Source organism: Knoellia aerolata DSM 18566, from assembly GCF_000768695.1.
In the GTDB taxonomy this organism is placed as follows: Bacteria; Actinomycetota; Actinomycetes; order Actinomycetales; family Dermatophilaceae; genus Knoellia; species Knoellia aerolata.
In genome coordinates this window covers 14,723-39,323 of sequence record NZ_AVPL01000011.1, presented here as the reverse complement: position 1 = coordinate 39,323, position 24,601 = coordinate 14,723, and the positions used below count along the sequence as shown (strand labels likewise).

At 66.4% G+C, this 24,601-nt stretch carries 23 protein-coding genes and 1 pseudogene; 10 read left to right on the top strand and 14 right to left on the bottom strand.

Translation table 11 applies throughout. The features are described from left to right. Positions 1-201: 201 nt before the first annotated feature. The gene (gene mobF / locus N801_RS06420; protein ID WP_052112695.1) at positions 202-5,922 is read right to left on the bottom strand and encodes a MobF family relaxase; all 5,721 of its coding nucleotides are present in this window, start codon (positions 5,920-5,922) and stop codon (positions 202-204) included. A gap of 276 nt (positions 5,923-6,198) precedes the next feature. Here mobF and N801_RS06415 point away from each other — a divergent pair, with 276 nt between their 5' ends. After that, positions 6,199-6,522: a hypothetical protein gene (locus N801_RS06415; RefSeq protein WP_035935061.1), complete on the top strand. Its 324-nt coding sequence runs from the start codon at positions 6,199-6,201 to the stop codon at positions 6,520-6,522. A gap of 328 nt (positions 6,523-6,850) precedes the next feature. Here N801_RS06415 and N801_RS06410 read toward each other — a convergent pair whose 3' ends face one another. After that, the gene (locus N801_RS06410) at positions 6,851-7,030 is read right to left on the bottom strand and encodes a hypothetical protein (RefSeq protein WP_035935059.1); all 180 of its coding nucleotides are present in this window, start codon (positions 7,028-7,030) and stop codon (positions 6,851-6,853) included. A gap of 92 nt (positions 7,031-7,122) precedes the next feature. On the opposite strand from N801_RS06410, the gene N801_RS06405 reads away from it, so the two are divergent. Next, a complete protein-coding gene (locus tag N801_RS06405) occupies positions 7,123-8,538 on the top strand; it encodes a ParB N-terminal domain-containing protein (protein ID WP_035935056.1) in 1,416 nt (471 codons plus the stop codon). A 51-nt stretch (positions 8,539-8,589) separates the two neighbouring features. Then, positions 8,590-9,495, top strand: a complete 906-nt coding sequence (locus N801_RS06400) for a DNA adenine methylase (protein WP_052112682.1) — start codon at positions 8,590-8,592, stop codon at positions 9,493-9,495. A gap of 395 nt (positions 9,496-9,890) precedes the next feature. On the opposite strand, the gene N801_RS21730 is transcribed toward N801_RS06400, so the two are convergent. The 3 genes and pseudogenes from N801_RS21730 to N801_RS06390 form a co-directional block, all read right to left on the bottom strand. Continuing rightward, positions 9,891-10,022 carry a hypothetical protein gene (locus tag N801_RS21730; RefSeq protein WP_281175673.1) on the bottom strand — a complete coding sequence of 44 codons (132 nt, stop codon included), beginning with the start codon at positions 10,020-10,022 and terminating at the stop codon, positions 9,891-9,893. Positions 10,023-10,089: 67 nt separating this feature from the next. After that, positions 10,090-10,230, bottom strand: a pseudogene (locus N801_RS22060) (hypothetical protein); the annotation flags it as partial. Between the two features lie 572 nt (positions 10,231-10,802). Then, positions 10,803-11,672 (bottom strand): hypothetical protein, encoded by an 870-nt coding sequence (locus N801_RS06390; protein WP_035935053.1) that lies wholly within the window; start codon positions 11,670-11,672, stop codon positions 10,803-10,805. Between the two features lie 225 nt (positions 11,673-11,897). Here N801_RS06390 and N801_RS06385 point away from each other — a divergent pair, with 225 nt between their 5' ends. Together N801_RS06385 and N801_RS06380 are read left to right on the top strand one after the other, a co-directional pair. Then, the gene (locus N801_RS06385; protein ID WP_035935050.1) at positions 11,898-12,239 is read left to right on the top strand and encodes a hypothetical protein; all 342 of its coding nucleotides are present in this window, start codon (positions 11,898-11,900) and stop codon (positions 12,237-12,239) included. Then, entirely contained in the window at positions 12,236-13,684 is a 1,449-nt protein-coding gene (locus N801_RS06380; protein ID WP_156996524.1) for a hypothetical protein, read from the top strand. The genes N801_RS06385 and N801_RS06380 overlap by 4 nt, the downstream gene beginning before the upstream one ends. A gap of 78 nt (positions 13,685-13,762) precedes the next feature. Here the strand turns inward: N801_RS06380 and N801_RS20105 are convergent, their stop codons facing one another. After that, entirely contained in the window at positions 13,763-15,433 is a 1,671-nt protein-coding gene (locus N801_RS20105) for a recombinase family protein (protein WP_169744217.1), read from the bottom strand. Between the two features lie 841 nt (positions 15,434-16,274). On the opposite strand from N801_RS20105, the gene N801_RS20595 reads away from it, so the two are divergent. Next, entirely contained in the window at positions 16,275-16,541 is a 267-nt protein-coding gene (locus tag N801_RS20595; RefSeq protein ID WP_035935035.1) for an ATP-binding protein, read from the top strand. Positions 16,542-16,892: 351 nt separating this feature from the next. Here the strand turns inward: N801_RS20595 and N801_RS20095 are convergent, their stop codons facing one another. From N801_RS20095 to N801_RS06345, 4 genes are all read right to left on the bottom strand, one after another. Beyond that, positions 16,893-17,186, bottom strand: coding sequence for a maleylpyruvate isomerase N-terminal domain-containing protein (locus tag N801_RS20095; protein ID WP_084108366.1), 294 nt, complete (start codon positions 17,184-17,186; stop codon positions 16,893-16,895). Positions 17,187-17,332: 146 nt separating this feature from the next. After that, positions 17,333-17,818, bottom strand: a complete 486-nt coding sequence (locus N801_RS06355) for a PaaI family thioesterase (RefSeq protein ID WP_035935032.1) — start codon at positions 17,816-17,818, stop codon at positions 17,333-17,335. After that, positions 17,811-18,380 carry a TetR/AcrR family transcriptional regulator gene (locus N801_RS06350; RefSeq protein ID WP_052112680.1) on the bottom strand — a complete coding sequence of 190 codons (570 nt, stop codon included), beginning with the start codon at positions 18,378-18,380 and terminating at the stop codon, positions 17,811-17,813. Before N801_RS06350 ends, N801_RS06355 begins: the two co-directional genes overlap by 8 nt. A 306-nt stretch (positions 18,381-18,686) precedes the next feature. After that, positions 18,687-19,058 carry a winged helix-turn-helix transcriptional regulator gene (locus tag N801_RS06345; RefSeq protein ID WP_052112679.1) on the bottom strand — a complete coding sequence of 124 codons (372 nt, stop codon included), beginning with the start codon at positions 19,056-19,058 and terminating at the stop codon, positions 18,687-18,689. A gap of 167 nt (positions 19,059-19,225) precedes the next feature. Here N801_RS06345 and N801_RS06340 point away from each other — a divergent pair, with 167 nt between their 5' ends. Next, on the top strand, positions 19,226-19,693 hold the full coding sequence (locus N801_RS06340; RefSeq protein ID WP_245618250.1) for a DoxX family protein: 468 nt from the start codon (positions 19,226-19,228) through the stop codon (positions 19,691-19,693). Between the two features lie 55 nt (positions 19,694-19,748). Beyond that, entirely contained in the window at positions 19,749-20,228 is a 480-nt protein-coding gene (locus N801_RS06335; protein ID WP_035935026.1) for a peroxiredoxin, read from the top strand. Here the strand turns inward: N801_RS06335 and N801_RS06330 are convergent. Together N801_RS06330 and N801_RS06325 are read right to left on the bottom strand one after the other, a co-directional pair. Then, positions 20,225-21,916, bottom strand: coding sequence for an MDR family MFS transporter (locus tag N801_RS06330; RefSeq protein ID WP_052112678.1), 1,692 nt, complete (start codon positions 21,914-21,916; stop codon positions 20,225-20,227). The genes N801_RS06335 and N801_RS06330 overlap by 4 nt on opposite strands. Beyond that, positions 21,913-22,407, bottom strand: a complete 495-nt coding sequence (locus tag N801_RS06325; RefSeq protein WP_052112677.1) for a MarR family winged helix-turn-helix transcriptional regulator — start codon at positions 22,405-22,407, stop codon at positions 21,913-21,915. The genes N801_RS06330 and N801_RS06325 overlap by 4 nt, the downstream gene beginning before the upstream one ends. A gap of 15 nt (positions 22,408-22,422) precedes the next feature. Between N801_RS06325 and N801_RS20590 the strand changes: the two genes are divergently transcribed. Beyond that, positions 22,423-22,626, top strand: coding sequence for a hypothetical protein (locus N801_RS20590; RefSeq protein ID WP_156996522.1), 204 nt, complete (start codon positions 22,423-22,425; stop codon positions 22,624-22,626). A 27-nt stretch (positions 22,627-22,653) separates the two neighbouring features. On the opposite strand, the gene N801_RS21860 is transcribed toward N801_RS20590, so the two are convergent. Continuing rightward, positions 22,654-23,175: a transposase gene (locus N801_RS21860; RefSeq protein WP_084108360.1), complete on the bottom strand. Its 522-nt coding sequence runs from the start codon at positions 23,173-23,175 to the stop codon at positions 22,654-22,656. Positions 23,176-23,316: 141 nt separating this feature from the next. Continuing rightward, on the bottom strand, positions 23,317-23,676 hold the full coding sequence (locus tag N801_RS19595) for a MarR family winged helix-turn-helix transcriptional regulator (RefSeq protein WP_169744215.1): 360 nt from the start codon (positions 23,674-23,676) through the stop codon (positions 23,317-23,319). Positions 23,677-23,982: 306 nt separating this feature from the next. Between N801_RS19595 and N801_RS06310 the strand changes: the two genes are divergently transcribed. Then, entirely contained in the window at positions 23,983-24,585 is a 603-nt protein-coding gene (locus tag N801_RS06310; protein WP_035935022.1) for a TetR/AcrR family transcriptional regulator, read from the top strand. Positions 24,586-24,601 lie beyond the last annotated feature (16 nt).

The following is a 24,601-nucleotide window of genomic DNA, read 5'->3' as shown; positions in this document are numbered from 1 at the left end:
CATCCACTGCCGGATCGTTTCGAGGCGCTTACGATCCGATCAGCGTTTCGTACCAGACAATGAGAAGCAACCATGCGAAGCCGCTGCGATACACCTGCGATGCGCCATGGGATGCCGACATATTGGGGGCGCGGGAGGGTGCCGGTTCGGGACCTAGGAAAAAGTCATTGGCATTTCAGAGTTGTTCCCAATCGATGCCGGTCACCGGCGGGGTCGATTGGCGGAGGCGCTTGGGTGTGTCACCTGGCGACGGTCATGCGCGGCACCCGTGCTGGCCGTGGGGGAAGGTGTGATCGGGGCGTCGGCGGGGGGCGGGAGGTGCGCTGCCAGCCTGAAGCGCAGATCCTGTGCCGGGTGGTCTCCAAGCGGTTCGCCGTCAACCAGCTTGCGGGTCAACTCTGGCACGTCGTGACCCTCTCGATGAGCTTGCTCGAGCATGCTTGCCAGAGCTGGCCAGTCCTTCGCGATCGGCAGACGGGGATCCAGCTCGTGCGCTGTGGCCATCCACCGTTCCTGGGGAGACTGCAGCGACGAGGCCGTGAGGCGGTCACGGACGGCTCGCACGTCCGCGACTCGTGCTTGGGCGATCTTGCGTGGGTCTCGGTTCCACTGCTCGACAGCCGTGCGCAGTTGCCCACGGACAACGCCTTCGGGGAGGGACAGGTGAGTCGCGACGCGCTGCGCACCTAGGTCCCACTGTGAACCGGGCTGTGCCGCAAGCACCTGGGAGGCCTGGTCGAGGGCCTCATCGCCAGTGAGGTTGGTCAGGCGTTCATCGAGCAATGCCTCACCCAACGGCTTGGCTTGGTCGAGGGCGTCGACGAGCACTCGGTGGCCATAACGCGTCAGGACGTCGGCAGGGTCAGAGCCCTCCGCGAAGGAAGCCACGGTTGGAGCCAAGCCGTGCTGGGCCAGCAGCCAGTAGTCCCGTTCCGCTGCCACTCGGCCGGCGATGTCACCATCGGTTGCCACGATGGGATCTCGCCCGAGCAGGGCCAGTTCCGCAGCTTGGTCCTCCGTGAGGGATGTGCCGAGAGGCGCCAGTCCAACGCGACTTCCACCGCTTGCCAGAGTGACGGCGATCGCGTCCATGGGCCCCTCAACCAGGACGGGGGTGATGTCGGCATCTTGAAGTGAGAACCCGGCGCCGAACAGCTGTGCGCCCTTGTGGAAGAGCGGGGTGTCGGACGTGTTGAGGTACTTGGGTCCTGCGTTGTCCTGGTCGCTACGGTCGGGGTGGCGTCGGGCCACGAATCCGAGGATCTCGCCGTTGTGCACGATCGGGAACGTCGCCCGATCGCGGAAGCGGTCGATCAGTCGGCCGGTGCGGGCAACCGTGGCCAAGCCGGTGCACACCATCTCTTCGTCGGTGACACCTCGCTCGCGTAGGTGCGTCACGAGGGCGGCCCATCCTGCCGGAGCGTGCCCGGGCGCGAACTCGGGGTGGTTTGTCAGGTCCTGGCCGAACCGCTCCGCGAGGTAGTCGGCGGCCCAACTGGTTGCGAATTCTTGTGCGAAGAAGTTCTGGGCCATTTGGTTGAGCTCCACCATGCGTTCGCGTGTGACGGGGCTGCCGTCCCACTCGGCGGCCCGGCTGACCATCGTGTTTACCTGCTCGTCGGTCGGGTCCAGCGGACCCATGTGCTCCCGCATCATGGCGGCCAGTTGGAGGCCTGTATCTGCGTTGAGATCCACAGCGTCGACAGGTTCAAGTGACTCGAAGTCACCGTCGTTGCCGGGCCGCGAGGTGCCATGGATGAAGTCGTGCCATTCCGAGTTGGTCGGGGCGTCGACGGGGGCGTCCACTCCGTCCCACATGTCTTCCGGAGGAAGGTCTTCGAGCGCGCTTTCGTCGGTACCGGCGAACTCCTCCGGGGTGACAGGGTCGGTGAGTACCGAGATTTTCCACACCAGGGTCTGACAGTCATCAGCGTCCTGAGTACCGGCCAACAGGTCTTCAATTCGCCACCCGCGCTGGAGAGCGTGGTCTATCGATGTCACCATCGCCGGCCACATACTGTCCCGCTGCAAGTGCAGTGCCCGTTCGCCGCCGAGGATCTCGACGAGTCGTGGCTGCCAAGTCGTCGACAGGGTCTGGTCGACCTCGTGGAGGACGGCCGGGCCGATTCGGCGGTTGATCCGCCACCAGATCGCAGCGGCCGAGTGGTCGTCCGGCAGGGTGCCCTCGCCTAGGGCGCTCCGCAGCAGACCGCGGGCGTCCAGGCCGGCCTGCGACATGCCAGCCAGTCGTTCCGCCAGAACCGGAAGGTAGTCGTCGTAACGGACAGAGGGCGCGACCCGCTCGAGGACGGGACCCCACTCCTGCATCGCAGGAGTCCGTGTCCCGGTGAGTGCCGCGAGCTGGCGCCTCTGCCACATGGCCGCACTCTTTTGAAGTTGTGGCGCCCCGGTGGGTCGGTGGTCCCTTTCGGCAACCTGCATCGCAGCCCTCCACACCTCAACGTCACCAAGGACCTTGGGGGCGGGGAGGACCTGGCCTTGACGGGCCCACGACGGTGCAGGGCCCGCCGCTGCTGCTTGGCGCACGCTCTCCGCGAGGTCTTCAACCAGCGAGCCTCGAGCGGCGAGGTATTCACCCCACGTCGGGTGTTGCCGCAGTGCGGAGGGGATGCCGGGCATCCACGGAAGGGGGCCTTCACCGGCGTGGCGCAGGCCGGAGTCGTCAAGGCGCCAATCCAAAACGGCGGCCGGATCTGCGGCCGAATCCAGTTCCCGATTCGTCGCAGCTTCGCGCAGGGCGGCGACTGGGTCCACGTCGTGCGCGCCCAAAAGGATGAGATGCGCCCGCAGAGTCGGCCAAGCCGGGCGCTCGGTGAGGCCCGGCACGATGCTCGCGGCCTCGGTCTCCAAGATCGCGACGGCGTCGGTACCGAGCGTGATTTCGGCCGCGAAGTAGAGCGCGTCTGAATAGCGAGCGGCGGCCTGTCCCAACAAGATTCGCGGGTCCTGCTGCTCACGCAGGATCGTTGACGCTGAAGATGGGGAGTCGTCCCGAGCTAGGACGCTCTCGAGGATGTCGGTCGCGGTGGACGGGACGAGGTTGTCCGGACGGATGGCATTGTGCGGGTCCCCGTCGCCGACCACTTCGAGGTAGATGTGGTTGGCGAGACGTCCGCGGGTCATCATCGTGTACAGCTGTTGGCGGGACTCGTCGCCAGTGGCAAGACCGTGCATGGCGTCGACCGAGACGCCTTGGGCGGCGTGGACCGTGGTGGCGTAGCCGAGTTCCGTAGAGGTCCGCACGTAGGCATCGGGAAGCGTGACGATGCGACCGTTCTGGGTGTGTTGAACGCTTAGGTCGCCACTGGTTTCGACCTTGAGGACCGTCCAGCGGTCGCCATTTTTGACCCAGTCCGAGGCGGTCATACGGAGCTGGCGGTTGTTCGCGCGGGTGAGGATGAGATCGCCAACAGAGGCAGCGTTGCCATCGGCCAGTTGCACCTCGTGGCCGGCGAGGCCGCCTTCGAGGCGGTGGGTTCGGGCACGACGGTTGAGTTCAGAAACGAGCTCGCGAGTGGGTGCCAGCATGATGGCGTCTAGGCCCTTGGAGCGGTCGCTCTGCCAGGCGGAGAACACGTCCTCGGTCATGGTGGCGAGGTCACCGACATGGACGCGGTCGTGATCGAGGTAGTACCCGAGCGACTCGGTTTCCCCATCGCGCAGCGACAGGGAAGCGGCGCCCTCAGCCGGGTCAGAAAAGCGCATCAGCTCGGTCAGTCGCAGTGCGCCGTGAGTGGTGTCCAGGTCGCGCAGGACACCACCGGCGCCGATGGCCGCGAGCTGTTGATCGTCGCCGATCAGGCGGACTGCGCCGCCACGCTCGGTGATGAACTGCACCGCAGCGTCAAGAGTGAGGGTGTCGGCCATGCCTGCCTCGTCGATCACGACGAGGGTCTGGCTGTCGATCGAGGAGGCCCACTCCGGCAGATCGCCGTGACTTACGGACCAAACCAGCTTGGCGAGTGTGTCAGTGCTGCTGTCGAGCTGGTCGCGCAGCACGGCGGCGGCCGCCGCGGACGGGGCAAGCCCCAGGATCGTGCCACCGTCATTGCACCAAGCCGCAGCCAAGGCGCGCATCGCCGTGGTTTTGCCCGCGCCGGCGGGCGCTATCGCCAGCTGGAGTCGAGCACCAGAGGTGGCCATGCCGCGTACCAAAGCTGCTTGGCCGGCGTTGAACGTGATGCCGTTCGCCGTCGATTCCAGAAGGGCCAAATCGACCGCCTCACTCGTGGCGATGCGCCCAACGCGCACCCCGGCGGCTGCAACGAGGCGCTCCTCGGCGGCGAGTACTCGACTCGACGTGTACTGCTCAGCCCCGTAGACGGTGTACATGCTCGAGGCGTCTCGCCTGCGTAGACGGGAGGGCTCTTGGATCCCATCGGAAGGAGCAGTCAGACGCACAGAGCGGGCTTCCAGAACCTCCCCCACAAGGAGGTCGACAACCCGCTCAACGTCCGCAGCCGGCAGGTCCATGGACCGCACTTGACGCTGGGCCTCGGCGCGCACATGCCAGACCTGCCAGGTGCTTCGACGAGCCTCAATCGTGGCGGTGATCTCCTCCGCGGTGGTCGCCATCCACGACGCAGTGACGAGGCGACGGGGAGCCTGAGTGGGGGAGAGCGCGGACCTCACCATGGCCTCGACGCTGGCCGAACCGCCTAACACCTCAGCTGCCTGAGAGTGCCACGAGGTGCGCTGCTCATCGAGGGTGCGTGGCGCCTTCTTCGCATCGCGCGTCTCAAGCGTTGCGCGTTGCGCCAGCTGGATTGACTCGACCGGTGTCGGAGGCCTTCCATGCGTTCGCTGGAACTCTTCAGCCAGCTCGCCGCGGCGCAGCTGGATACTTGCCCGTCGGGCTGACCACTGCTCGTTCAAGCGCGAATCGACGCCAACGATTTCACGCACCGGTCGCTTACGGGAGTCCTCGTTTGGGCGCTCCTCGAAGCGCAGTCCCAGATCGGCAGTGAGGTGCTTCTCCAGCGCGGTGTTGTACGTCTCAGACGCGGTGACGTTGGCCTTGAACAGCACCCGACCGTCGATCGCGAGCCACCGACCGTCGTCGGTCTGGACCTTGTTGGCGACGGCGACATGGGTGTGCAGATCGGGATCCCCGGCCCGGCTGTCACGGTGCGTGAAGGCGGTGGCCACCAAGCCGTTGACGTCGACCTGGCGCACACCGTTGGTTCCCGTGCGGGTGTAGAGCGCGTGCGACTCCAAGTACGTCAGAGCGTCCTTGACCGCAGTCTGGTGCGCGCGCTCGATCCGGGCCGCGACCGAGGGGTCGGCGATCGCCCATAAGGTGCTCACGCTCTTCACCGGACTGAAGGTCAGGTCGTAGCCGGCGACGGCAGTGGTTCGCGGCCTCGAGTGTTTAGCAATGGTGGCGGCGATCTCCCGGGAGTCTTCGGGATCGCGACCGTACTGCGCACGGAAGAACTCAACCGCGACCTCAGTGCGGATCCGGGCACGATCGTCGGTGGGAATCGGGTAGTCCGAAGGGTGACCCAACTCGGACGCGAAGTCTGCGATGCGCTTGGCGACCTCGAGCCGAAACGTCGAAACATCACTGGAGTAGACCTTGTACGGAGCGCCGAGCCGGGTCGCCGCCGCGTGGTCCCGGTCGGTCAGATCCGGGCCGGAAAGCGCCGCGGCTCGCTCTTGTGCGAGCGGGTGGTGACCGGAACCGAAGAGCGCCTGCATCTGCTCAGCCGTGACGACGTCACCGGCCTGGATCCCATCGATGCCGATCAGCCCCGAGCCCATCCAGACACCCGGGGTTTGGCCCTTCTCGGCGTAGTAGCTGGCCAAGCCCGTGTGACCCTTCTCGGTCACGTCCTGCGCGGCTACCTGTCGGGTCAGGTAGTCGTACCCGCTCCCGGCAGTCAGCTTGTGCATGGACATCGTCACACCTAGAAAAGCCCGCCAGGCACCTTCTGGCGGTCAGTAATTGAAACTGAAAGCACCGGGAATGCATGAGGTGTGTGGCACATGAGATTTCGGTTTTCAGGGTGGGTACGTGGTGCTCGTGGGGGGAGTTGCCTAGGACTCGTGGTGGGCTGAGTGAGGGCGTTGAAGAGGGCGTGAACGCTGAACGTGGCGTGAGGGCTTAGGTGTGTTGATGACAGTCGATTCACGGAGGTGGCGGCAGGGATGGGTCAGACAAAAGGTGATCAGTCAGTGCGTCAGGCGGCGCGGCAGGCAGCGCTGAGCGCGCAGAAGTCAATGCGGGTTAAGCGGGAGCATCGCGAGAGGCGGCTCAGTGCTCTTGGGGTGACGGTGATGGTCGCCCTGGCCGAACGGGATCACCAGGTGAGCATCTGGGAACGACAGGCCAGCGACGCTCTGCGCAAGTTGGTCGACCACGAGCGACTCACGCTCAACGAAGCCGTGGACTGGTGCGGTCCGGACCTCTCGCGCACTGAAGCTGCACGACTTCGACGGGTCGGCCAGGACGCGACGGAAGCGGTCGCGCGCGTGGAACGTCCCTCGGACGAGCCCTAGGAAACGGGACAACGGTCTTGAGTGCTCGCAGGCTCGATGACAAGGAATTGGCCCGCCTCGCGGCTGCGACTGCTGACAGAGACGTCGTCGAGCGCTGGCGGGCCAAGATCGTTACCGTCGCGGGGAGTGGCTGCCTCTGGTGAACCGGCGCAATCAGCGGGCGCGGTCATGGGCGGTTCTCGCCGTTGTCCACAGGCGCCCAGGAAGCGCCGGGTTGTCCACAGATCTCGCGCTGGCGATCGAGCCAGATCGACAGCATGGGCATGCTCGAGGTAGGGCCGTGGTCACCCAGTCCTCGCGTCGGCGGGGTGGAACAGGAAGGCCCGCCCTACGCCTTGGCGGGCTTGCGCCGGCGGACGCTCCAGCGCCGAACCCGGCGCCCGTTGACCTCGACCCAGACGCCCGTGCCGTGCCAGGTGCGCCAGCCGTTCGCGTCGAGCTCACGTGCCCAGTCGGCCTCGTCGCCATCCGTGACGGGGTCGTAGTCCATCAGGGCGTACTCGAGCATGGGGTGAGGGTAACCGTCGTCGTCAGGGGTCGTGGTCCGCGAAGTTCCTGCAACGTCGGGTGGCGTCACCTTCCCTATGGCAGGATCCGAACATGGGGGACATCACGCTGCCGCTGAGCAAGTTGCTTCTGGACGAGCAGAACCCTCGCCACCGGGCGGTGACCAATCAGGATGCCGCCCTGAAGGAGATGATCCGCCGCGGCCCGTCAAAGATGCTGGCCCTGGCCAAGGACATCGCGGCGAATGGACTGAGTCCGATCGATCGCCTGATCGTGGTGAAGAGCGACGACGGCAAGAAGTACGTGGTCCTCGAGGGCAACCGCCGCCTAACTGCCCTGCGCCTCCTCAACAAGCCGCAACTCTGCTCAGACGTCACCATGCGGCCGAGGTTTGAAGCAGCAGCGAACGACGCGACTCATACACCAAAGAGGGTGCGGTGCTTCGAGGTCTCATCGCGAGACGAGGCACGACCACTCCGCGACCGCCGACACGGCGGCGAGATGGACGGTGTTGGCGTCGTTCGGTGGAGCGCCATGCAACGAACACGCAATGCCACCTCGCCAGGACACCAAGAGCGAGTGGCCCTCGTCACCCTCGACTGGCTAGACGCCAAGAGCGAAGCCGGCGCCAACCAGCATCTCGCCGACCTCCTTGAAGAGGTCGCCGAGAGCAAGTTCACCACCTTCGGCCGACTCGCCGGGGACCCAGACTTCCGCGTCTACTGCGGCTTCGACATCAAGGGTGACGTCTTCACGCCCACCGACAGCAGCGAGCGCGTCCTTGCTCGGCTCTCTCTGGTGCTGGAGGACTTCCGTTCCGAGCGGTCCCTCACGGTGACGGAACTCAAGCGCAAGGGCGACCGGGAGCGCTACATCAACGAGCTGCGGACTCGAACCGCTGGGGCCGATGAAGTGGACGCCGACCCTGACGATGACCTCGACACCAATGAGGATCCGGTCGACGAGGGGACGGGACTCGAGGAGTCTGGCGATGAGAACGATGACGCTGACTCCGACAGCGGCGCAGAGGATGAAGCCGATTCTGAACCGGATCCCAAGCCACCACCTATGAAGCTGTTCCTCGGTGCGAAGCTCAACCACGGCTCGACCCGCCTGCGCCACATCCTGAACGAGGTCCAGAAGATCCCGCTCAACCGGTACCCCAACAGTGCCGCTGCCCTGATCCGGATGGTCATAGAGCTCGCGGTCATGGAGGCCCACGACGTCTGCCAATGGCCGCTGCCGCCGGAGAGGGACCCGAAGCTCAGGGCCTACGTCAACAATGCGCTCCGGCAACTGGACCCGACCATGAAGGCGGCGCGATACCTCGACCTTCGTCAACAGCTCAACCAGAGGGACAGCCTCATCAACACGGTCACCCTGAACGCGTTCCTGCACAGCTCGACATACCAGCCCAGCGCTCCGAACATGCGCACCATCTCCGACACGTACTCCGTGCTGCTCACTGATCTGAACCGCGCCATCGGTGAGGCAAAGGGCGATGCCTGACACGCCGATTTGTCGGTGGCCACTGTCGGTGATTCCTGCAACGATGCACCCATGACGACCAGAGGCCCAGTCCCACCGCGACCTGGGCAGGGTTTCTTCAGTCCCCTCCGGTACCCCGGTGGCAAGGGTCGGATGGCTCCCTTCTTGGCCAACCTGATGCGAGCACAGACACCACGTCCGACGGTCTACGCCGAGCCCTTCGCCGGCGGGGCCGGAGCCGCACTCCGGCTCCTCGTCGACTCCGACGTGCAAGAGATCCGGATCAACGACCTCGACCCCGGCATCGCGGCATTCTGGCGCTCCGTGTTCTTCGACACGGACCGCTTCGCCCGCAAGATCACGGACTGCAAGGTCACCATGACCGCATGGCGCCGGCACCGCGCCGTCTACCTCTCACCTGAGGGGCGCACCGACCTCGAGCTTGGGTTCGCCGCCTTCTTCCTCAACCGGTGCAACCGATCTGGCATCATCGGCGCCCGTCCGATCGGCGGTATCGACCAGAGTGGACAGTGGAAGTTGGACGCACGGTTCAACGCGGTGGAACTCGCGAAACGTGTGCGCTACCTCGGGGCATTCCGTGACCGCGTGCGCGTGACCCAGCTCGACGCCCGGGTGTTCCTCAACCAGATCGCTGACGACCCCGATCCGGTCCTCGTCTACGTGGATCCTCCGTACATCGTTCAGGGGGACCAGCTCTACCTCGACAAGCTTAGTTACGCGGACCATCGCGATCTGGCCTTGCAACTTCGAGCGAGCCAGTTCCGGTGGCTGCTCACCTACGACTGCGACGGCCGCATCACTGACGAGCTGTACCCCGACCTGCGCTGCGCCTCGTTCAACATCGCCCACACCGCACAGGTCCAGCACATCGGCAGGGAGTACGCAGTCTTCAGCGACAACCTTGTCGTGAACGACATGGGCATCCTCCCTCGCGAGACCGCCCAGTGGGTCGTATAGCGAAGCGCTCGCCATACGCCGGAACGCCCCCACCTCGAAGACGTGGGGGCGTTCGTATGCCGTGCGGGTCAGTCCGAGAGGTCGCCCAGCGGTTGCGGGCTGAGGTGAACCGGTGGACCATGCACTGTTGGGTGGAGGGAGTTCTGCCCATGTTGAGACGATCGCCTCTGTCACCACACGGCCCCAGGGGACCGTACGTGTGGCGGGGGCGTTCGGACGCCTGGGTGGTCGGGCCCGGCCGCTCCACGGCAGCGAACAGGTCGTGCACCGCCCTATTGGCACGACCCGTCCCCTAACCCACGCTGTTGGAGTCAAGCCTCCGCACGGGAACCGAGGCGCGCTCCGTCGATTCCCGTGCGTCACGGGGTTCTGCCCCACAGGGCGAGGCCGAAACATCAGGCCGAGAGCCGATCTCCAAGCCGCCACAAACCGTGGGCAAGCACGAGGAGCACGACGACGGCGAGCGAGAGGACGACCTCGACCAGGCCGCGCCGTGCGAGGTCGATCTCGTGGCCGGCGATCGTCACGCCAATCCCAAACGATGCGCGTCGCACCGCCCTGGACATGGATGGCTTCGACGTCCTCGACGGAGGGCCAGACGACGGTGGACTGGCGCTCGCCACGCCACCGGATGACAGTGGTGCCGTCCCGGAAGACGGCACCGTCAGCGACAGCGCCTGTGCCAAAGATCCCGGAGACGTCGACGTCGCGCTCGAGGTGGAACAGGCGCGTCACGGCCGGTCGAGCGCGGGGTCGTGAACGTACTCGACGTCGCTGGCCGGCGCGGATGGCACGACGTCGACATCATCGCCAGTCTTGACGTCCGAGGCAGGACCGGCCTTGAGCGGGGCGTCAGGGACGTCGGACACAGGTTCGAGGGTCGGCATGCGTGCCGACGAAGCTCAGGGGAAGAGGAAAGTGCGGGCAGTCTTCGAAGACTCTGCGTGATGATCAGAGTGGCCATAGGTCTGGGTCAGATCGCCCTGTCTGCGCTTGAACGGGCGATGGGGCGGGTTGAGTTCGCGGCTTGGCGTGCGGGCTGCCGTAGGCGGGGAGCGTCGCCGCCAGAGTCGCATGCTCAGGCGATTCCTCCATGCCGCGCAGGAGGCGCTGGGCTGCCCTTTCCTTCACCTCGAGCAAGGGCTCTCGTCGTGCGAGCAGGAGTACCAGCTGAACGCTGGAGGCGATCGGCACGACCTCTGCAGCGCCGTCCCGCTGACGCTAAGGACCGTCCTTTAGCGGTCCCTAGCTATCTCGCCTGGGTGCGCTCTGGGTGGATAGGCGTGGGGTCAGATCGAGCACCCGGATCACAGGGACACCGCTGCAAGAGATGGGCGCGATGCAGGTGCGGCCCCACTCAGGCGGTGGATCCGCTCGAAGGTCTCGGGTGACCTCGGGCACCGGCGCAGGTAGGCGGCGAGTGGCTCACCCAGACCGGCACGATCCACCTCGTGGTCCCCTGCCTCGGAGACCGCGGTTGCCCATGATGCTGCGAGCCTGGGCGTGAGGTAGCTGAGGGCGACCACAAGGCCGGCGCCGATGCCCGCGGCGATCGCCGCAGGCCGTCCGTCGATGAGGCCCTGTACGAGCGCGATGCCGCCGACGATGAACCGCAACCGCCACGCAAGTCCAGCCAGCGGGATCCACGCAAACCACCGAGCAGCGCCTACGCCCACGTTCCTGACGAGTTGCCACGGCACCGTCCAGAACTTCAGGGCCGCGTCACAGCGAACGACTCCGGCGCGAACGGTCCCCGCCGCGTGGGCGATGACAGCGGCCGCCTGGTCCGAAGGCAGCTGGCCGTCGCGCACAGCCGCGATCAGACCACCGGAGACGATCACAGAGCGCCGCCCCACCCCCCCGCTGGAGATCGGGTGAACAGAGTCCCGAACCCAAAGTCGTGTCACCGGCGGGCACAACCCCCGCTGACACAGCAATCTCACGGCCGGGGCAAGGAGCCGTTCCTCTCCTGTCGTGAGGCGCCGGCCGCGGAACAACGCCCGGATGGCGAAGTCCTCCCCCGGCCCGCAACTCAACGCGGTCATGGCTAGCAGCCCACCGACAAACAGGACCCACCCTGCCAACGGCGGCAGAAGCGGAGCGAAGGCCACGGTCAGCAGCGTGCTCGCCACCACGGCTGGCGCGAACGCGGCCACCTTCAGGACGGATCGACTCACCTGGACCACCTCTCTCGGTAAATGCACTAGTGCGACATGTTCGACTCTGTCGTGCTCTGACCGCTGGCACATCGCTGGCCGGCGTTCGTGATCAGCCCAGTGTTATCCCCACGTCCGACATGCCGCTCCCGTCATCCACAGGCCTCCGACTGGTACTCGCGGCGACGGCCATGGGCGTAGGTGAATAGGCGTTGCCGAACGCACACGTCGAGGAAGAAGGACGCAATGAACTCCAGCACGATCACAGAACTGAGCAGTCGCCGTGCCCTCGAGGAGGTGGTCCAGCTGCTCAGCTGCGCTTCGACGCGGGCACACGCCCTCGCCTCTGCGCGGCACGACCTCCCCATGGGCGCACTCGGTCTCGGGGCACAACTTGCGGTGAGCCAGGCGCTCGAGCTGCTGCCGGCGGACGCCGACGTCGACGAGTCAGTCCCTGGTCATGCCACGCCGATCGAACTTGTGCGGTCGGCCGAAGCCGTCACCCGGATCGTGCCCATCGATCAGTTCCCACCGGGGACTTCTCAGCTGATCGTCGCGATCTGCGACCTGATCCGAGAACACGGATGACTCAGGGCGATCACCGCACGGTCGGTGAACTTCTCCTGGATTCTGAGTTCTTGGCACGAGATGTCCTCACGAACCCGGCACGGATGGATGGGCGCGCGATGCTGCGTACCTGGGGCGAGGTCGTCGAGAGTGCTGGCGAGCTCTGGGAGACGCTCCCTGGCGGCGCAGACCCCATGGTCGCGGCCCCAACCAACGCCGAAGACGCACTGATGGGCCGTCTCCAGAGCATGAACTCCACGTTGCTGAGGAATAGCCGCGGACGCGAGTGGCCTGGTGAAGGCCCGGCCGACGAGCGGCTCCTCACCATCTCAGGCAATCTCATCCGGGCCGCGGAACTCGTGCAGCGATACCGGTCGGATGTGACCCTCACGCGGGCACCGGTCCAGGCAGACCTGGAGGCGGCAAAGGCCAGGCTGATGCACACGCTGTACATCGGCGCACACGGTGTGCACGTGGCCCTCGGTCAGGACCTGCGCGCACTGCAGGACGGCCGCTTGGCCGGCCGAGCCACCTTCCCGCTGACCCCTGTGCGGGCTGCGCGCGACCGCCTCGCCTCGTTCGAGGCGATCGCCGGCTCCTACGTGTCCCGCACCTATCCCGCAGCACTGCGTGATGAGCACCGGTCCACCCCGGAACCCAACCGTGTTAGCAACGCACTGGCGACATGGGAGATACAGACGCATCGCACCCTGGCCACCTCCATCAGTGGTGCCAATCTGATGGCGATCACCCAAACTCACGCCTGGGTGCTGATGGCCGCCCAAAGGCTGCTTCACGCCGCCGCGGAAGCCGGAGCCATCGACAAGGACCAGTTCAAGGGACGACTCTCTCCCGCACTGGAGGCCGCCCAGGCCAGCTGGGGGAACGTGGCCACCACCTGGGGGAACCTCACGCCGCTGAGCGCGCAGCGCATCGACCCAAATCTCGTAGGGGCCACTCACGAGACCAGGGCTGCGCTCCTCGAGCTCGTCCACGACCGCACCGGCCCTGCCAGCGTTACGACAATCGCGACCCGGGCAGACCTCGTGGATATCGCCCAAACGCTCCAACAGACCATCTCAGCTTCAGTCGACCTGGCACACGGCCTGCTCGCGGCCACCGGCGACACCACCCTCTCTATCGGGGCGCGGGCAGCATTGACCATGTCCACCGAACTGGACTCACACCGACCACAAAACAGTGCCGACCCGATCGAGGCCGCCGTCGACGCCAACGACGTCGTCGGCAACCGGCAAATCTCCCTGCCAGACCCGATCAGAGGTGCCCTCAAGCAGCAAGGGCAGCGAGTCGTCGACACCAGCACGTCTGCCGCCCGTGCTGCGGCAATCCTCGACCGAGCAGGCGAGGCCCCCCAGACATCCCAAGAGCGCATGAACGGTCGCAGCCATGAACGACGCGCGCCCAGCAGGGCTTTGGTGCCCAACCAGCGGGGGTGTGAACGTTAAGCCCTGCCTCCGGTCAACAGCCGTAGATCCCGCGGGATCCGTCGGGGCCTGTCAGGAATTCTGTGTAACTGGCTTGGCTCAGTTGATGACCAGGCGGTCGCCGTTGGCCATCGTCAGGACGTTGAGGATGTTCTTCCAGCCGGCGATGACACCGGTGGGGTTGGCCCGGTTGGGCCCAGGAGGTAGCGTTTGGCGGCGTGTTCGAGTACCTGCGGCGTGGCGAGGACGTGTCTGACGTGTTGCAGGACGGCTCCGTCGACGACGTCGACGGGGACGTTGAGGCAGGATCCGTGCCGGTGGGGGTCTGTGGTGGAAAGGTAGTGGTCCCGGCAGGAGTAGGTCGGGCGTTGGGTTCCTGCGGTTCGCCCCATGGCCCCGTGCCCGCACGGCATCCGCAGAACACCTGACAGCAGGTAGGGACCTCGGGGCTGTTGTTGCGGCCCTGTGCGGGCCTGTTGCCAGGCTGACCATTGCGCTGACTGCGCCGGGGTGAGGATCGCTGGGATGGAGACGGAGATGCCATCGAAGATCCAGATTCCGGAGGCCGCTCGAAGAGGCTGTTCCCTCAGGGCCCAGCGACGCAGAGAGGCAGCGGACCAGGAAGACGCACGCGCTGGCGCCATACCCGCCGAATTCAGTTCTGCCGCAACGGTAACTGCGTTCGAGCCGTCCACGATCAGTCGTTGGAATGGTCCGGATAGTCTCCGCTTGCGCGTCGTCTGTCACCAAGCGTTTACCTCGCTTGGATGGCGCTGACACGACTCGATATCCGAAGGGTGGCGTCGATGAAACGAATCGTCCTTCATTTTGGGCGGCAGCGCGGCGGCTCTGCTGTGTGCGTTCCGATATGCGGCGCCGCTCCCACCCGCCAATTACACCCAACACGCCAAACGTCAGATCACCGGCTGGAGTGGAGGTGTCGAGGCCTTCGTCGATCAGGACGACATGACATCCGTGTTCACGCAGTTTCTCGACAAGGTTGAGCAGGCCGACCGCCGAGCGTGAGATTCGGTCGATCTTGGTGGCCATGAGGGCATCCACACCGCCGGCCTCGACTCTGGCCAGGAGCCTGTCCAGGCCCGGTCGGGAGTGAAGCGCGCCTGAGACACCAGCATCGTCGAAGTGCTCAACCAGGACCGCGGCTCGGGCTGTGACTGCTGCAGCCAGCCGGCGCCGCTGGTCGGGCAGCGAGGTGCCCTTCTCGACCTGCTCGGCGGTCGAGACCCTCGCGTAGGTCACGACCCGCACCTGGTCGCTCACGACGCCTTGCGGCTCACCTTGGGCGACAGAACCCGTCGCCGCGACCAGGCCTGCACCTTGGCTCAGAAGTTCGGCGGCCAGGGCGTGCCGGAGTCGATGTGGACCTACGCGTGGCAGCCCGGCCCGTAGGCAGGCCCGCTCGACGACGTCACCGACGAGATCGGCGCGAATCGGCTGGCGCGGGGCCCGACAGGTCAGGAACAGGCGGGTATGGCCGGAGCCGGTGCGGGACCCTCGATCACCGGTCAAGTACGCCACGAGGGCTTCGCCGACCTCGGCCGGTAACGGGAGCCGGTCGCGGCCTCCGCCCTTGCCGGGCACGACGAGCTCTCCGCCCCGCCAGTCCACCTCATGCAGTTCCAGCCGTGCGACCTCGATCGAGCGCAGCCCCAGCCGGGCGAGGAGGATGATGATCGCGAAGTCGCGGACCCCGACGTCGGTGCCGCGGTCGCAACCCTCCAGCAGGCGTTGGATCGCGTCGTTGGCCATCGCGGGCGGAGGCAGGGTCGCCAAACGCCACCCGCCGACCGGCGGGACCGCGGTTCCCAGCCGCAAACGGCGTGAGGCCCCGCAGGTACAGAAAGCGCAGCACTGGGCGCAGCTCGCCGACGCGCCCCTTGGCCGAGCCGGTACTGACCGGGCGCACTCGCGTAGCAGGAACGAGTTGACGTCCACTCCGGTCAGGACAGTTGGCTCCAGGACTCCCTGGACCATGGCCTGTTGCTGCAGAAAGCGCCGAGCGGTGTTCTCGCAGCGCAGAACTGTGGACGGAGCCAGACCTCGCTCCTGCACCAGCCAGGCCCGGTACAGGGTGAGCAGCTCGCCCAACGGCGTCAGCGAAGGCTGCACCTCTTCGACGAGACCGATCTGTCGCAGAGAGCTCAACATCGGCAGCATCGCGCGGGCCCCAGGAACCCTTCGAGGCCAACCCTGCGCCGCTCAGCCAGGAACAACTCCATCTGGTCCGCGTCGAGTTGTGATGCCGCCAAACCCTGGACAGAGAGCCACAGCCCAACCTGACCCAGATCCTTGAGCATGTTCCGAATGCTCTGCGGGGTGTATCCCCGGCCCAAGGGCCAATCCGGGTAGCCCTCGACCTGCGGGGCCAAAACGCCAGCGTTGCGCCGGGTAGTCGCCATTGCACTCGCCTCCTTCGTGGAGCACGGTGCTACCCACTACCGAGGCTCCACCCGCTGGAAACTATGCCGATACCTGTTGGGCCTCCAGGCCAGAGGACGCCTGGCCCGTCACGCTGCCGACCCCCGGCCCCGCGACCCCTCGGCATAGTCGCGGTGTCGGCCTAGGTCGATCTATGCGGATGTCCGCATAGGTGGGCGAGGTCGGCTTCGCACCCCTGGACGACACCGGCGCGCAACTGCTGTTCCGGCTCGTCGCGGCCGCCTACGAACGCCGCGCCCTCGGGATCGCGTCTCACTGGTCGTTCGAGGACTGGGGCCGCTTCCTGCCCGAACACACCACTGCCGTCAGCCTCCTGGACCGGCTACTGCACCACGCCACCACCGTGGTCACCAGCGGTCAGTCCTACCGGATGCGCGAGGCCAAAACCCGGACAGGAGGCAGCCACACCACGAACTGAACAACCGCGAGGAGTGGGGACTTTTACTTGGCCACCAGCGGGGCTTCAACTTGGCCATTGACAGCCTGGCGCCTTCCGAAAGCTTGCAGGTCGAGATCGAGGGGCCCGCCCGAGAAAACGACTCCGCTCGAGTGCTTACCGATCGCGGTGAACGCGCTGTCGTCCGGTTCGAGCCGGACAGCGACGGGCGCCTTCCGCTAGGCCCTCGTGAGGATCGGCCTTGCACGGCGCCAGAGCTCCCGGACCTCCTCCTCGTGGAGCGTGCGACGCGGCACCGGACGGATCCGCGGCGCAGGTCCTCGTGCTGGACGACGTACTCGAGGAATTTCAAGGTCTCATCGAACCGACCCATCAACGAGTGTCGGGATTGTCCTGCCTCCAACGTGTCGACCAGGGCGGCATATCCGTGGGGCTGCTGGCCTTGGTGACCAGCGACCGCATGAAGCGCTCCTCGCCCGGCGACTTGGTGGTCACCTGGTCCCAGATGTTGCGCAGGATCGCGTGCTCGCGCTGGCCCACATGTGCGAGTAGGTGTCGCGTCGTCCACCCGTCACAGAGCGTCGGCGCATCGGGATCTATATCGCGGAAACTAGCTGCGAAGGAGCGGCGTTCCTTCGCGACCCAGGTCGTTCCTTCGCGACCCAGGTCGTTCCTTCGCGACCCAAGTCATGTCACTTCCCACCCATCACCATGGTGTCGATGTAGGCTGACCGGCCAGACGTTCCTAAGGCGCCGTCTCCCACGGTCCGTTGTCGAGGGGGCGAGCGTTTGGTTCGCCCTGACACTTGCGGTCATTGCCGTTCCCGGGTGAAGTGATCGATGCCCACCGCGACGAACACCGCCGTTGATGTTCCTACTACGGACCCATCAGGCCCGGCGATGCTGGCGACGAGGAACAACTTGCGCCCCTCGTGGCGCTGCACTTGTGCCTGCAGTCGGTAGGGGACGCCGATCATCACTGGAGTTCGATACTCGACCGTCAACTGGCGCGTGACGGCTGGTGTCCCGACGAGGTAGAGCAGGAATCCGTAAAGATCGTCGATGACCGTGGCGACTGCGCCGCCGTGGGCGATGCCGGGAGCGCCGACGTGCCGGTTGTCGAAGGTGTGGTCGGCCACGACGCCGTCGCCATGGCGGCGAACTTGGAGGTGATGGCCGTGCGGGTTGTCGGGTCCGCAGCCAAGGCACTGCTCGTGGTGGGGCGGCAGGTCGACTCCTTCCCGGTGCGGGCGGAACTTCTCAGCCCACGTGGCAAGCATCGATGGCAGGTCAGTCATGGGATGGACGGCCTCTCAGGAGTTGGGCCCAGGCGGCGAGGACCTGTTCTTGGCGGTGGCCTGGGTGGGAGGTGAGCAGGCCGCTGACCCCCCTGCCGAGGAGGAGGTCGAGGGTGAGTCGGATCTTGACCGGGTCGTCGGTGAGGTAGGTGCGACAGATCTGCGCAAGCTCGTCATTGACGCGCTCCTCGGCTGGGATCAACTGAGCTCGCAGATCGGGATGTGAGCGGGCGGCCACCCACAGTTCCAGGGTGGCGGCATACAGCGGACCCGAAAGCGCCTCTGCCAGCAGCCCGAGCGCAGCCTCTTGCGGCTCCATCCGACTCCGACGCCGCTTCGCCCCTTGAGTCGTGGCCGGGGACAGGGCGGCCAACGCCGCGCGCACCCGCCGCAGGCGCTTCTGCGCCAGATGCTCAACCGCCGCGACCACCAGCTGGTCTCGGGTCCCGAAGTGGTGCAACTGTGCGCCTCGTGACAAGCCGGCCTTCTCGGCCACCGCGGCACTGGTGGTGCCGGTGTAGCCCAGCTCGACCAAGCACGCCACGGTGGCCTCCAGCAGCACACGACGAGTGGCTGCAGAGCGTTCCTCCTGTCGCCTGGCTTGGGTGGGCACACTGAGACCTTACATGCATTCGCGAATGTATGTAAGGCGGGTATGGATCGCCGCGGCACGGTGATAGCGCGTTCGCGAGGCAGGTGAAGCCATGGTGAGGGTTCTTCTCGACCATCCGCATCGGATGGCAGGCCACTGCGACGCGGCGGGTTGCGTGACCGCTCATGGAGTGGGCCGGATTCTGCTGGGACGAGTCGTCCTAGCGGTCGCTAACGACGCGGCCCCACCCTAGGTGCACCTAGGGTGGCAGTGGATTCATCGGTCGTTACCGGCGTCGGATTGGTGCCCGGTGTCATCCCTCCATCGCGTGGTCCAGTCCGAGATCGCGTGGAGCGCGGGCACGAGCGCCTGCGCCGCCTCGGTCGGGGCATAGCCGACCAGGCCCGATTCCGTGGTGGTGTGACGCTTGAGGAGGCCCTCGGCCACGAGCCGGCGCAGCCGGTCGCACAGCAGCCGATCCGAGACGCCAGGAACGGCGACGCGGATGTCGCTGAACCGCCGAGATCCCGAGAGTACTGCGAGCAGGATGCTGCCCGTCCATCTGCCACCGATGAGTTCCAGTGCTTGCTGCAGGCCGAGGCAGTGCCCGGGCGGCCATTCTCCGGAAGTGCTGCTCTGCTCGGTCACCCGTCCATCATGACGTTTCGGTTCGTCGCGAGGAACCTTTCGGTCAGACAACCACGCTCGCTGGAGTCATGTCGCGGCCAGGACGGACTCATCCCAGGGTACTTACGAAGAGTACTTACTATTCGTACTTCTCTGATCTAGGATGAGCCGTTGGGGCAGGCGCCTCAGTGCTGCTCCGCACCTCGACGTGGAAGGTCTGGTGGCTGACCGTGGACGTAGTCGTGTTTGTGGGGCGCATCCTGTTCGCCATGTTGTTCTTGATGTCGGGATTCGGGCACCTGACAAAGACGAAGATGATGGCCCAGTACACCGCCTCGCGCGGGGTTCCCCAGGCGCTCGCCCCGGCCGCGGTCTTCGGGACGGGGCTGCTGATTGTGGCCGGCGCACTGATGGTACTGTTGGGCGCCTGGGGCGACCTGGGCGCCCTGTTCCTGGTGGTCTTCCTGGTTCCCACGGCCGTGATCATGCACGGCCCCTGGGGCGTCGAAGATCCTCAGCAGCGGATGATGGAACAGACCCAGCTCCTCAAGGACGTGGCGCTGGCCGGGGCGGCGCTGATCGTGCTGGCCCTGTTCGGCTGGGCCGGCCCGGACTTGGGCCTCACCCTGACCGACCCGCTGTTCGACCTCGACTGATCGCGCCGTTGCACCACGACCCGAACCGAAGCGCCCGGACCGGACGGAGTCCTCGATGAGCGGCCTGATAGGCGTCGGTGACCTTGCCCCGGACTTCGAACTGCCCGACCAACATGAGACTCCGGTCCGGTTGAGTCGGCTGCTCGCGGCCGGGCCGGTGGTGCTGTTCTTCTACCCGTTGGCGATGAGCCGAGGCTGCACCGCGGAAAGCTGCCATTTCCGTGACCTGGCCGCGGAGTTCGAGGCGACCGGTGCGACCAGGGTCGGGATCAGCCGCGACTCCGTGGCTCGTCAGAGTCAGTTCGACGCCGAGCATGACCTGGGGTACCGGTTGCTCTCCGACGCCGACGGGGCCGTGGCATCCGAATACGGTGCGCAGCGGAATCTTCCCGGGTTACCGCCGCGGCGGAGCACCTTCGTCATCGGCTCCGACCAGCGCGTGCGGGGAGTGATCCGTAGTGAGCTGCGGATGGAAGCCCATGCCGACGAGGCGCTGCGCCTCCTCGCAGCCGACGGGGGACCGGGCCCTGCCTAGCCACGGTGGGGTGGCCTCCCAGGGGGCGGAGGGTTTTCGGGCCGCGGGCTGTCTTCCTCGTCAGTGAGATGTGCGTCGGGGTCGACGGAGGTCTCGAACGCGGCGGCGAGGTCCTCGCCCGAGGTGTGTCCCCGGGTCTCTCGCAACGGGGTCTCTCGCAGGAACAGCAGGATGACGAACCCGAGGATCGCGAACGGTACGGCGGCGAGGAACGTGGTCTGCAGCGCCTCGGCGAACCCGGTGGTGACCGCGAGGTGGATGGGCTCGGGCAGCGCGGCGATCTGCTCGGGGCTGCCCTGAGTGGCGGAGCCAGCGGGCATCTGGTCGGCGCTCACCCCGGCCGCCGTCAGCTGTGCGGGGATGGTGTCGCGGAGCCGGTGGGTGAGCAGTGCGCCGAAGACGGCGACTCCCATCGCGCCGCCCAGGGAGCGGAAGAACGTGGCTCCGGAGGTGGCGACGCCGAGGTCGGCGTGGGGCACCGCATTCTGGGTCGCCAGCACGAGGACCTGCATCACCATGCCGATGCCGGCGCCGGTGATGAACATGAAAACGCCGGCCAGCCACAGCGAGGTGTCCACTGACAGCCGGCTCATCAACGCCAGGCCGACGGCGGCGACCAGCAGGCCGACGACCGGATAGATCTTGTAGCGGCCGGTGCGGGTGATCAGGCGCCCCGACCCGATGGAGGTGGCCAGCAGGCCGACCATCAGCGGAAGGGTCAGCAGGCCGGAGGCGGTGGGGGACTCGCCCTTGACGATCTGCAGGTACTGCGGCAGGAAGATGATGGCGCCGAACATGGCGACCCCGACGACGAAGCCGGCCAGGCTGGTGATGACGAAGGTGTGGTTGGCGAACAGCCGCGGCGGCATGATCGGTTCGTCGGCCCGGCGCTCCTGCCAGACCGTGAGCGCCAGCATGGTCAGCGCTACGGCGGTCAACCCGTAGGTCCAGGCCGAGTTCCAGGCGAACTCCTTGCCGCCGAGCGAGAGCATCAGCAGCAGCGCGCTGATCCCGGCGACGATGAAGAACGCCCCCAGCCAGTCGATGGCGTGCCGGCGGCGGGGGAACGGCAGCTTCAGGACGCGTTCGGTCACCACCAGGGCCACGATGCCGATGGGGATCCCGACCCAGAAAGTCCACCGCCACGAGCCGTGCTCGACCAGGACGCCACCCAGCAGGGGCCCGGCGACGGTGGCCAAGCCGAAGACCGAGCCGATGTAGCCCTGGTAGCGGCCGCGTTCGCGGGGACTGACGACGTCGCCGATGATCGCCTGGGACAGTGCCATCAGCCCGCCCACGCCGAGTCCCATCACGGCCCGGGACCCCACCAGCTGCCCCATGTTCTGGGCGAACCCGGCGGCGAGAGAGGAGACCAGGAAGATCCCGATCGCAGACTGGAACATGATCTTGCGGCCGTACAGGTCCGACAGCTTGCCCCAGATGGGAGTGGAGGCGGTCGAGGTCAACAAGGTGGCCGAGACGACCCAGGCCAGCTGGTCCTGACCGCCGAGCTCGCCGACGATGGTGGGCAGCGCGGTGGCCACGATCGTCTGGGACAGGGCGGCGACCAGCATCCCCAACATGAGCCCCACCAGGACGGTGAGGATCTGCCGGTGCGTCAGCTCCGGCATCACCTGCTCGCCGGGTGCCACCGGGACACCGGCTCCGGGGGAGGACGATGTGCTCATCGCTTGCTCCCCTCTACGGTGTGCGGGTCTGGAGACAGATGCTTGTCGAGGCCGGCGTTGAACGCGGCGAGCAGGGAGGCGAAGCGCGCCAGATCCTCGGGCGACCAGGACCGCAGCAACTCACGGACGACGCCGCGTCGTTCCGCCCGCGTCGTGCTCAACACCTTCAGGCCTCGCTCGGTGAGCCGCAGCTGGAGAGCGCGCCGGTCATCGGCGTCCGGTTCGCGCGTGACAAGGCCGGCCTGCTCCAGGGCCGCGACCTGTCGGCTGATCGTTGAGGCGTCCAGGTGGAAGTGCGCTGCGAGCTCACTGGACCGCAGCGGGCTGGTGTCATGGAGCCACGCGAGGATCCCATAGGCGGCCCTCTCCACGACCTGCTCTGTCGGGCCGCCGCGCAGGTGCACCTTCTCGGCACGACGCACCAATAAGGTCAGTTCCTGCTCGATGGACTCCACCGAGGCCAGGTCGGTCTGCGCTCCAACTGATTGCATGTATCAACCATAGCAGTGAGCAACTTCCACAAGACCAAGAAATCTGCGGCCGTGCTGAAGCACGCCATCCTCGACCAGTACGCGACCCCGTTCGCAAGCAAGACCGGCAGCACGTCGATTGCCCATCGCGTGGCGTTCATCGACGGCTATGCCGGACCCGGACGGTCCAGTGCGGTTCACCGTTGCCCTCCCGGGCTCGTCACCTCGCTCGCGGTGTAGTAGCTGAGCATGGTGCGGTAGATGAGGTCAGACAGGTGTCGTTTGAGGCAGCGCATGGCTTCCATCGAGGTCTTGCTGGCGGCCTCTTCCGGTCGAAGTAGTCACGGCCTTCGGTGGTGGGGTGCGGAGCTGAACGGTGGCCATGATGTGCAGCAGCCGGTCGATCTGTCGGTTCCCTCCGCGGGAGAGGCGGTGGGCGCACGTGGTCCTCGGAGGAGGCGTCGATCGGGGCGGTGCCGGTGCGGACGCGAAGTGGTTGCGGTCGGGGAAGCGGGACAGGTCACCGACCTCGACCAGGAGCCGTGCGGCGCCGGAGGGGCCGATGCCGTGCAGGCCCAGCAGCGAAGTCCGGTCGCGGCGACGAGGGTCTTGAGCTCCTTGTCCGCGGCCTTCTTGCGGGTGTGGATCCGTTCCAGGTCGGCCGCCAGTTCGGCGGCGACCCGTTTGGCGCCCAGATACCAGCAGCTTCCACCGGTAACGAGGCCACCGACGAGCCACCACACGAGGTAGCGGATCACGTCGAGGAAGGCCCCGGCCAGATTGTGCCATCCGAGTTCCGTGGAGGTCCACAGAACGCACAGCCTCCCAACTGGGTGGGCGACGGTGGGTCCGGCGGCGGCCAAGTGCGTAACGAAGACGCGGGCTGACCCACTACGCCGAGCTAGTAGGAATGAAACGGGTAATCGTGACTCAGGCAAGTTCCGAGACAAGTTCCATGAGGTGGCGCAGCAGCGGCACCGCCATCGATTGCTCCTCGGCGGTGAGGGATCCCCAGGCAGCCGACAGCCGGTCGGGAACCAGGCCGCGCTTGGCAGCCAGGAACTGCTCACCGCGTTCGGTGAGCGTGAGGACGCGTCGGCGTCGATCATCCTCGGCCGGGATGCGGCGCAGCAGCCCGGCGGCTTCCAGCCCGGCCGCCTGTTGGGTCACGGTGGGCTGGCTCAGCAACGTGTACGCCGAGATCGCAGCGATGCCCTCGCGGCCGCAGGCCTGCACCGCGTCCAGTAGCACCAACTGCGGCACGGTGACGTCCTCGAAGAGCGGCTGCAACCGGCCCCTGGTCCGCCTAGCGACCGCCAGCAGAGCGAGCACTGCATCAGCGAACTGTTGTCCCTCTCCGATTGGAGTGGGGTTCCCTCTGCCGTGAGCCGCCGCCCCTTCACCACAAGCACCCATACGCACTCCCCGAGATCGTTGACCACCTATTCACAGAACCGTTTCTTTGGCGGATCGGCAGTCGAGCCCTCACGCTAACGGCACGCGGTGGTGGACCGCCTTGGAGCAACCTTGGGAGGTGAGGTTGGTCTGCGCATTGGGCAATTTTGCTCATTGGGTAGGGGTGCGCATACTGAGGGCATGGATCGTGGGTTGCGGGACCTCAAGCGCGAGGCGACAGCGCAGGCGCTGGCCGACGCAGCGTTCGAGCTGACCCGTGAGCGCGGGTTGTTCGGTTTTGTCACAGCGGACGTGGTTGAGCGGGCGGGATACTCGCGACGTACTTTTGGGAACCACTTCTCCTGTAAGGAGGAGGCAGTGGCTTCGGTGGCGTTCGGTGGTGTCGATGACGCCAGCGAGGTCCTGACCGGCCTACCCGCAGACCTGCCTCTGCTCGATGCCATGTTGGCCGTGATGCGGGAGCAGTTCACCGCGGACACTTTGGTGAGGATGCGCGAGCTGATGGCGATGGCGCGACAGTATCCGACGCTAGAGCCGTACGTGCTGGGCGTTCAGCAACGGATGCGCCATAACGCCCAGGAACTTCTGGGGTCGGCGGCCGGGGACCGTTACCCGGCCATCTACGTGCCGCTGCTGTTCGGTGCCGTGTACGGCGCGGTGATGGCCGCTCTGGAGGGAACCCTCGACGTGCACCTGGACGGCGAGAACGACGTCAGCCCCGCGTCGATGGACTACGCCTCGTTCGTCGACATCACCTTCGGCTACCTGCGCCACGGCTTCTAGACCCGCCTCTCTCGCC

What these genes read in the sequence shown, in the direction of transcription:
- mobF (WP_052112695.1), bottom strand. Translation starts at nt 5,922, where the DNA reads ATGTCCATGCACAAGCTGACTGCCGGGAGCGGGTACGACTACCTGACC.
- N801_RS06410 (WP_035935059.1), bottom strand. Translation starts at nt 7,030, where the DNA reads ATGCTCGAGTACGCCCTGATGGACTACGACCCCGTCACGGATGGCGAC.
- N801_RS06405 (WP_035935056.1), top strand. Translation starts at nt 7,123, where the DNA reads ATGGGGGACATCACGCTGCCGCTGAGCAAGTTGCTTCTGGACGAGCAG.
- N801_RS06400 (WP_052112682.1), top strand. Translation starts at nt 8,590, where the DNA reads ATGACGACCAGAGGCCCAGTCCCACCGCGACCTGGGCAGGGTTTCTTC.
- N801_RS06385 (WP_035935050.1), top strand. Translation starts at nt 11,898, where the DNA reads ATGAACTCCAGCACGATCACAGAACTGAGCAGTCGCCGTGCCCTCGAG.
- N801_RS06380 (WP_156996524.1), top strand. Translation starts at nt 12,236, where the DNA reads ATGACTCAGGGCGATCACCGCACGGTCGGTGAACTTCTCCTGGATTCT.
- N801_RS20105 (WP_169744217.1), bottom strand. Translation starts at nt 15,433, where the DNA reads ATGGCCAACGACGCGATCCAACGCCTGCTGGAGGGTTGCGACCGCGGC.
- N801_RS06355 (WP_035935032.1), bottom strand. Translation starts at nt 17,818, where the DNA reads ATGACTGACCTGCCATCGATGCTTGCCACGTGGGCTGAGAAGTTCCGC.
- N801_RS06335 (WP_035935026.1), top strand. Translation starts at nt 19,749, where the DNA reads ATGAGCGGCCTGATAGGCGTCGGTGACCTTGCCCCGGACTTCGAACTG.
- N801_RS06330 (WP_052112678.1), bottom strand. Translation starts at nt 21,916, where the DNA reads ATGAGCACATCGTCCTCCCCCGGAGCCGGTGTCCCGGTGGCACCCGGC.
- N801_RS06325 (WP_052112677.1), bottom strand. Translation starts at nt 22,407, where the DNA reads ATGCAATCAGTTGGAGCGCAGACCGACCTGGCCTCGGTGGAGTCCATC.
- N801_RS21860 (WP_084108360.1), bottom strand. Translation starts at nt 23,175, where the DNA reads ATGGCACAATCTGGCCGGGGCCTTCCTCGACGTGATCCGCTACCTCGT.
- N801_RS06310 (WP_035935022.1), top strand. Translation starts at nt 23,983, where the DNA reads ATGGATCGTGGGTTGCGGGACCTCAAGCGCGAGGCGACAGCGCAGGCG.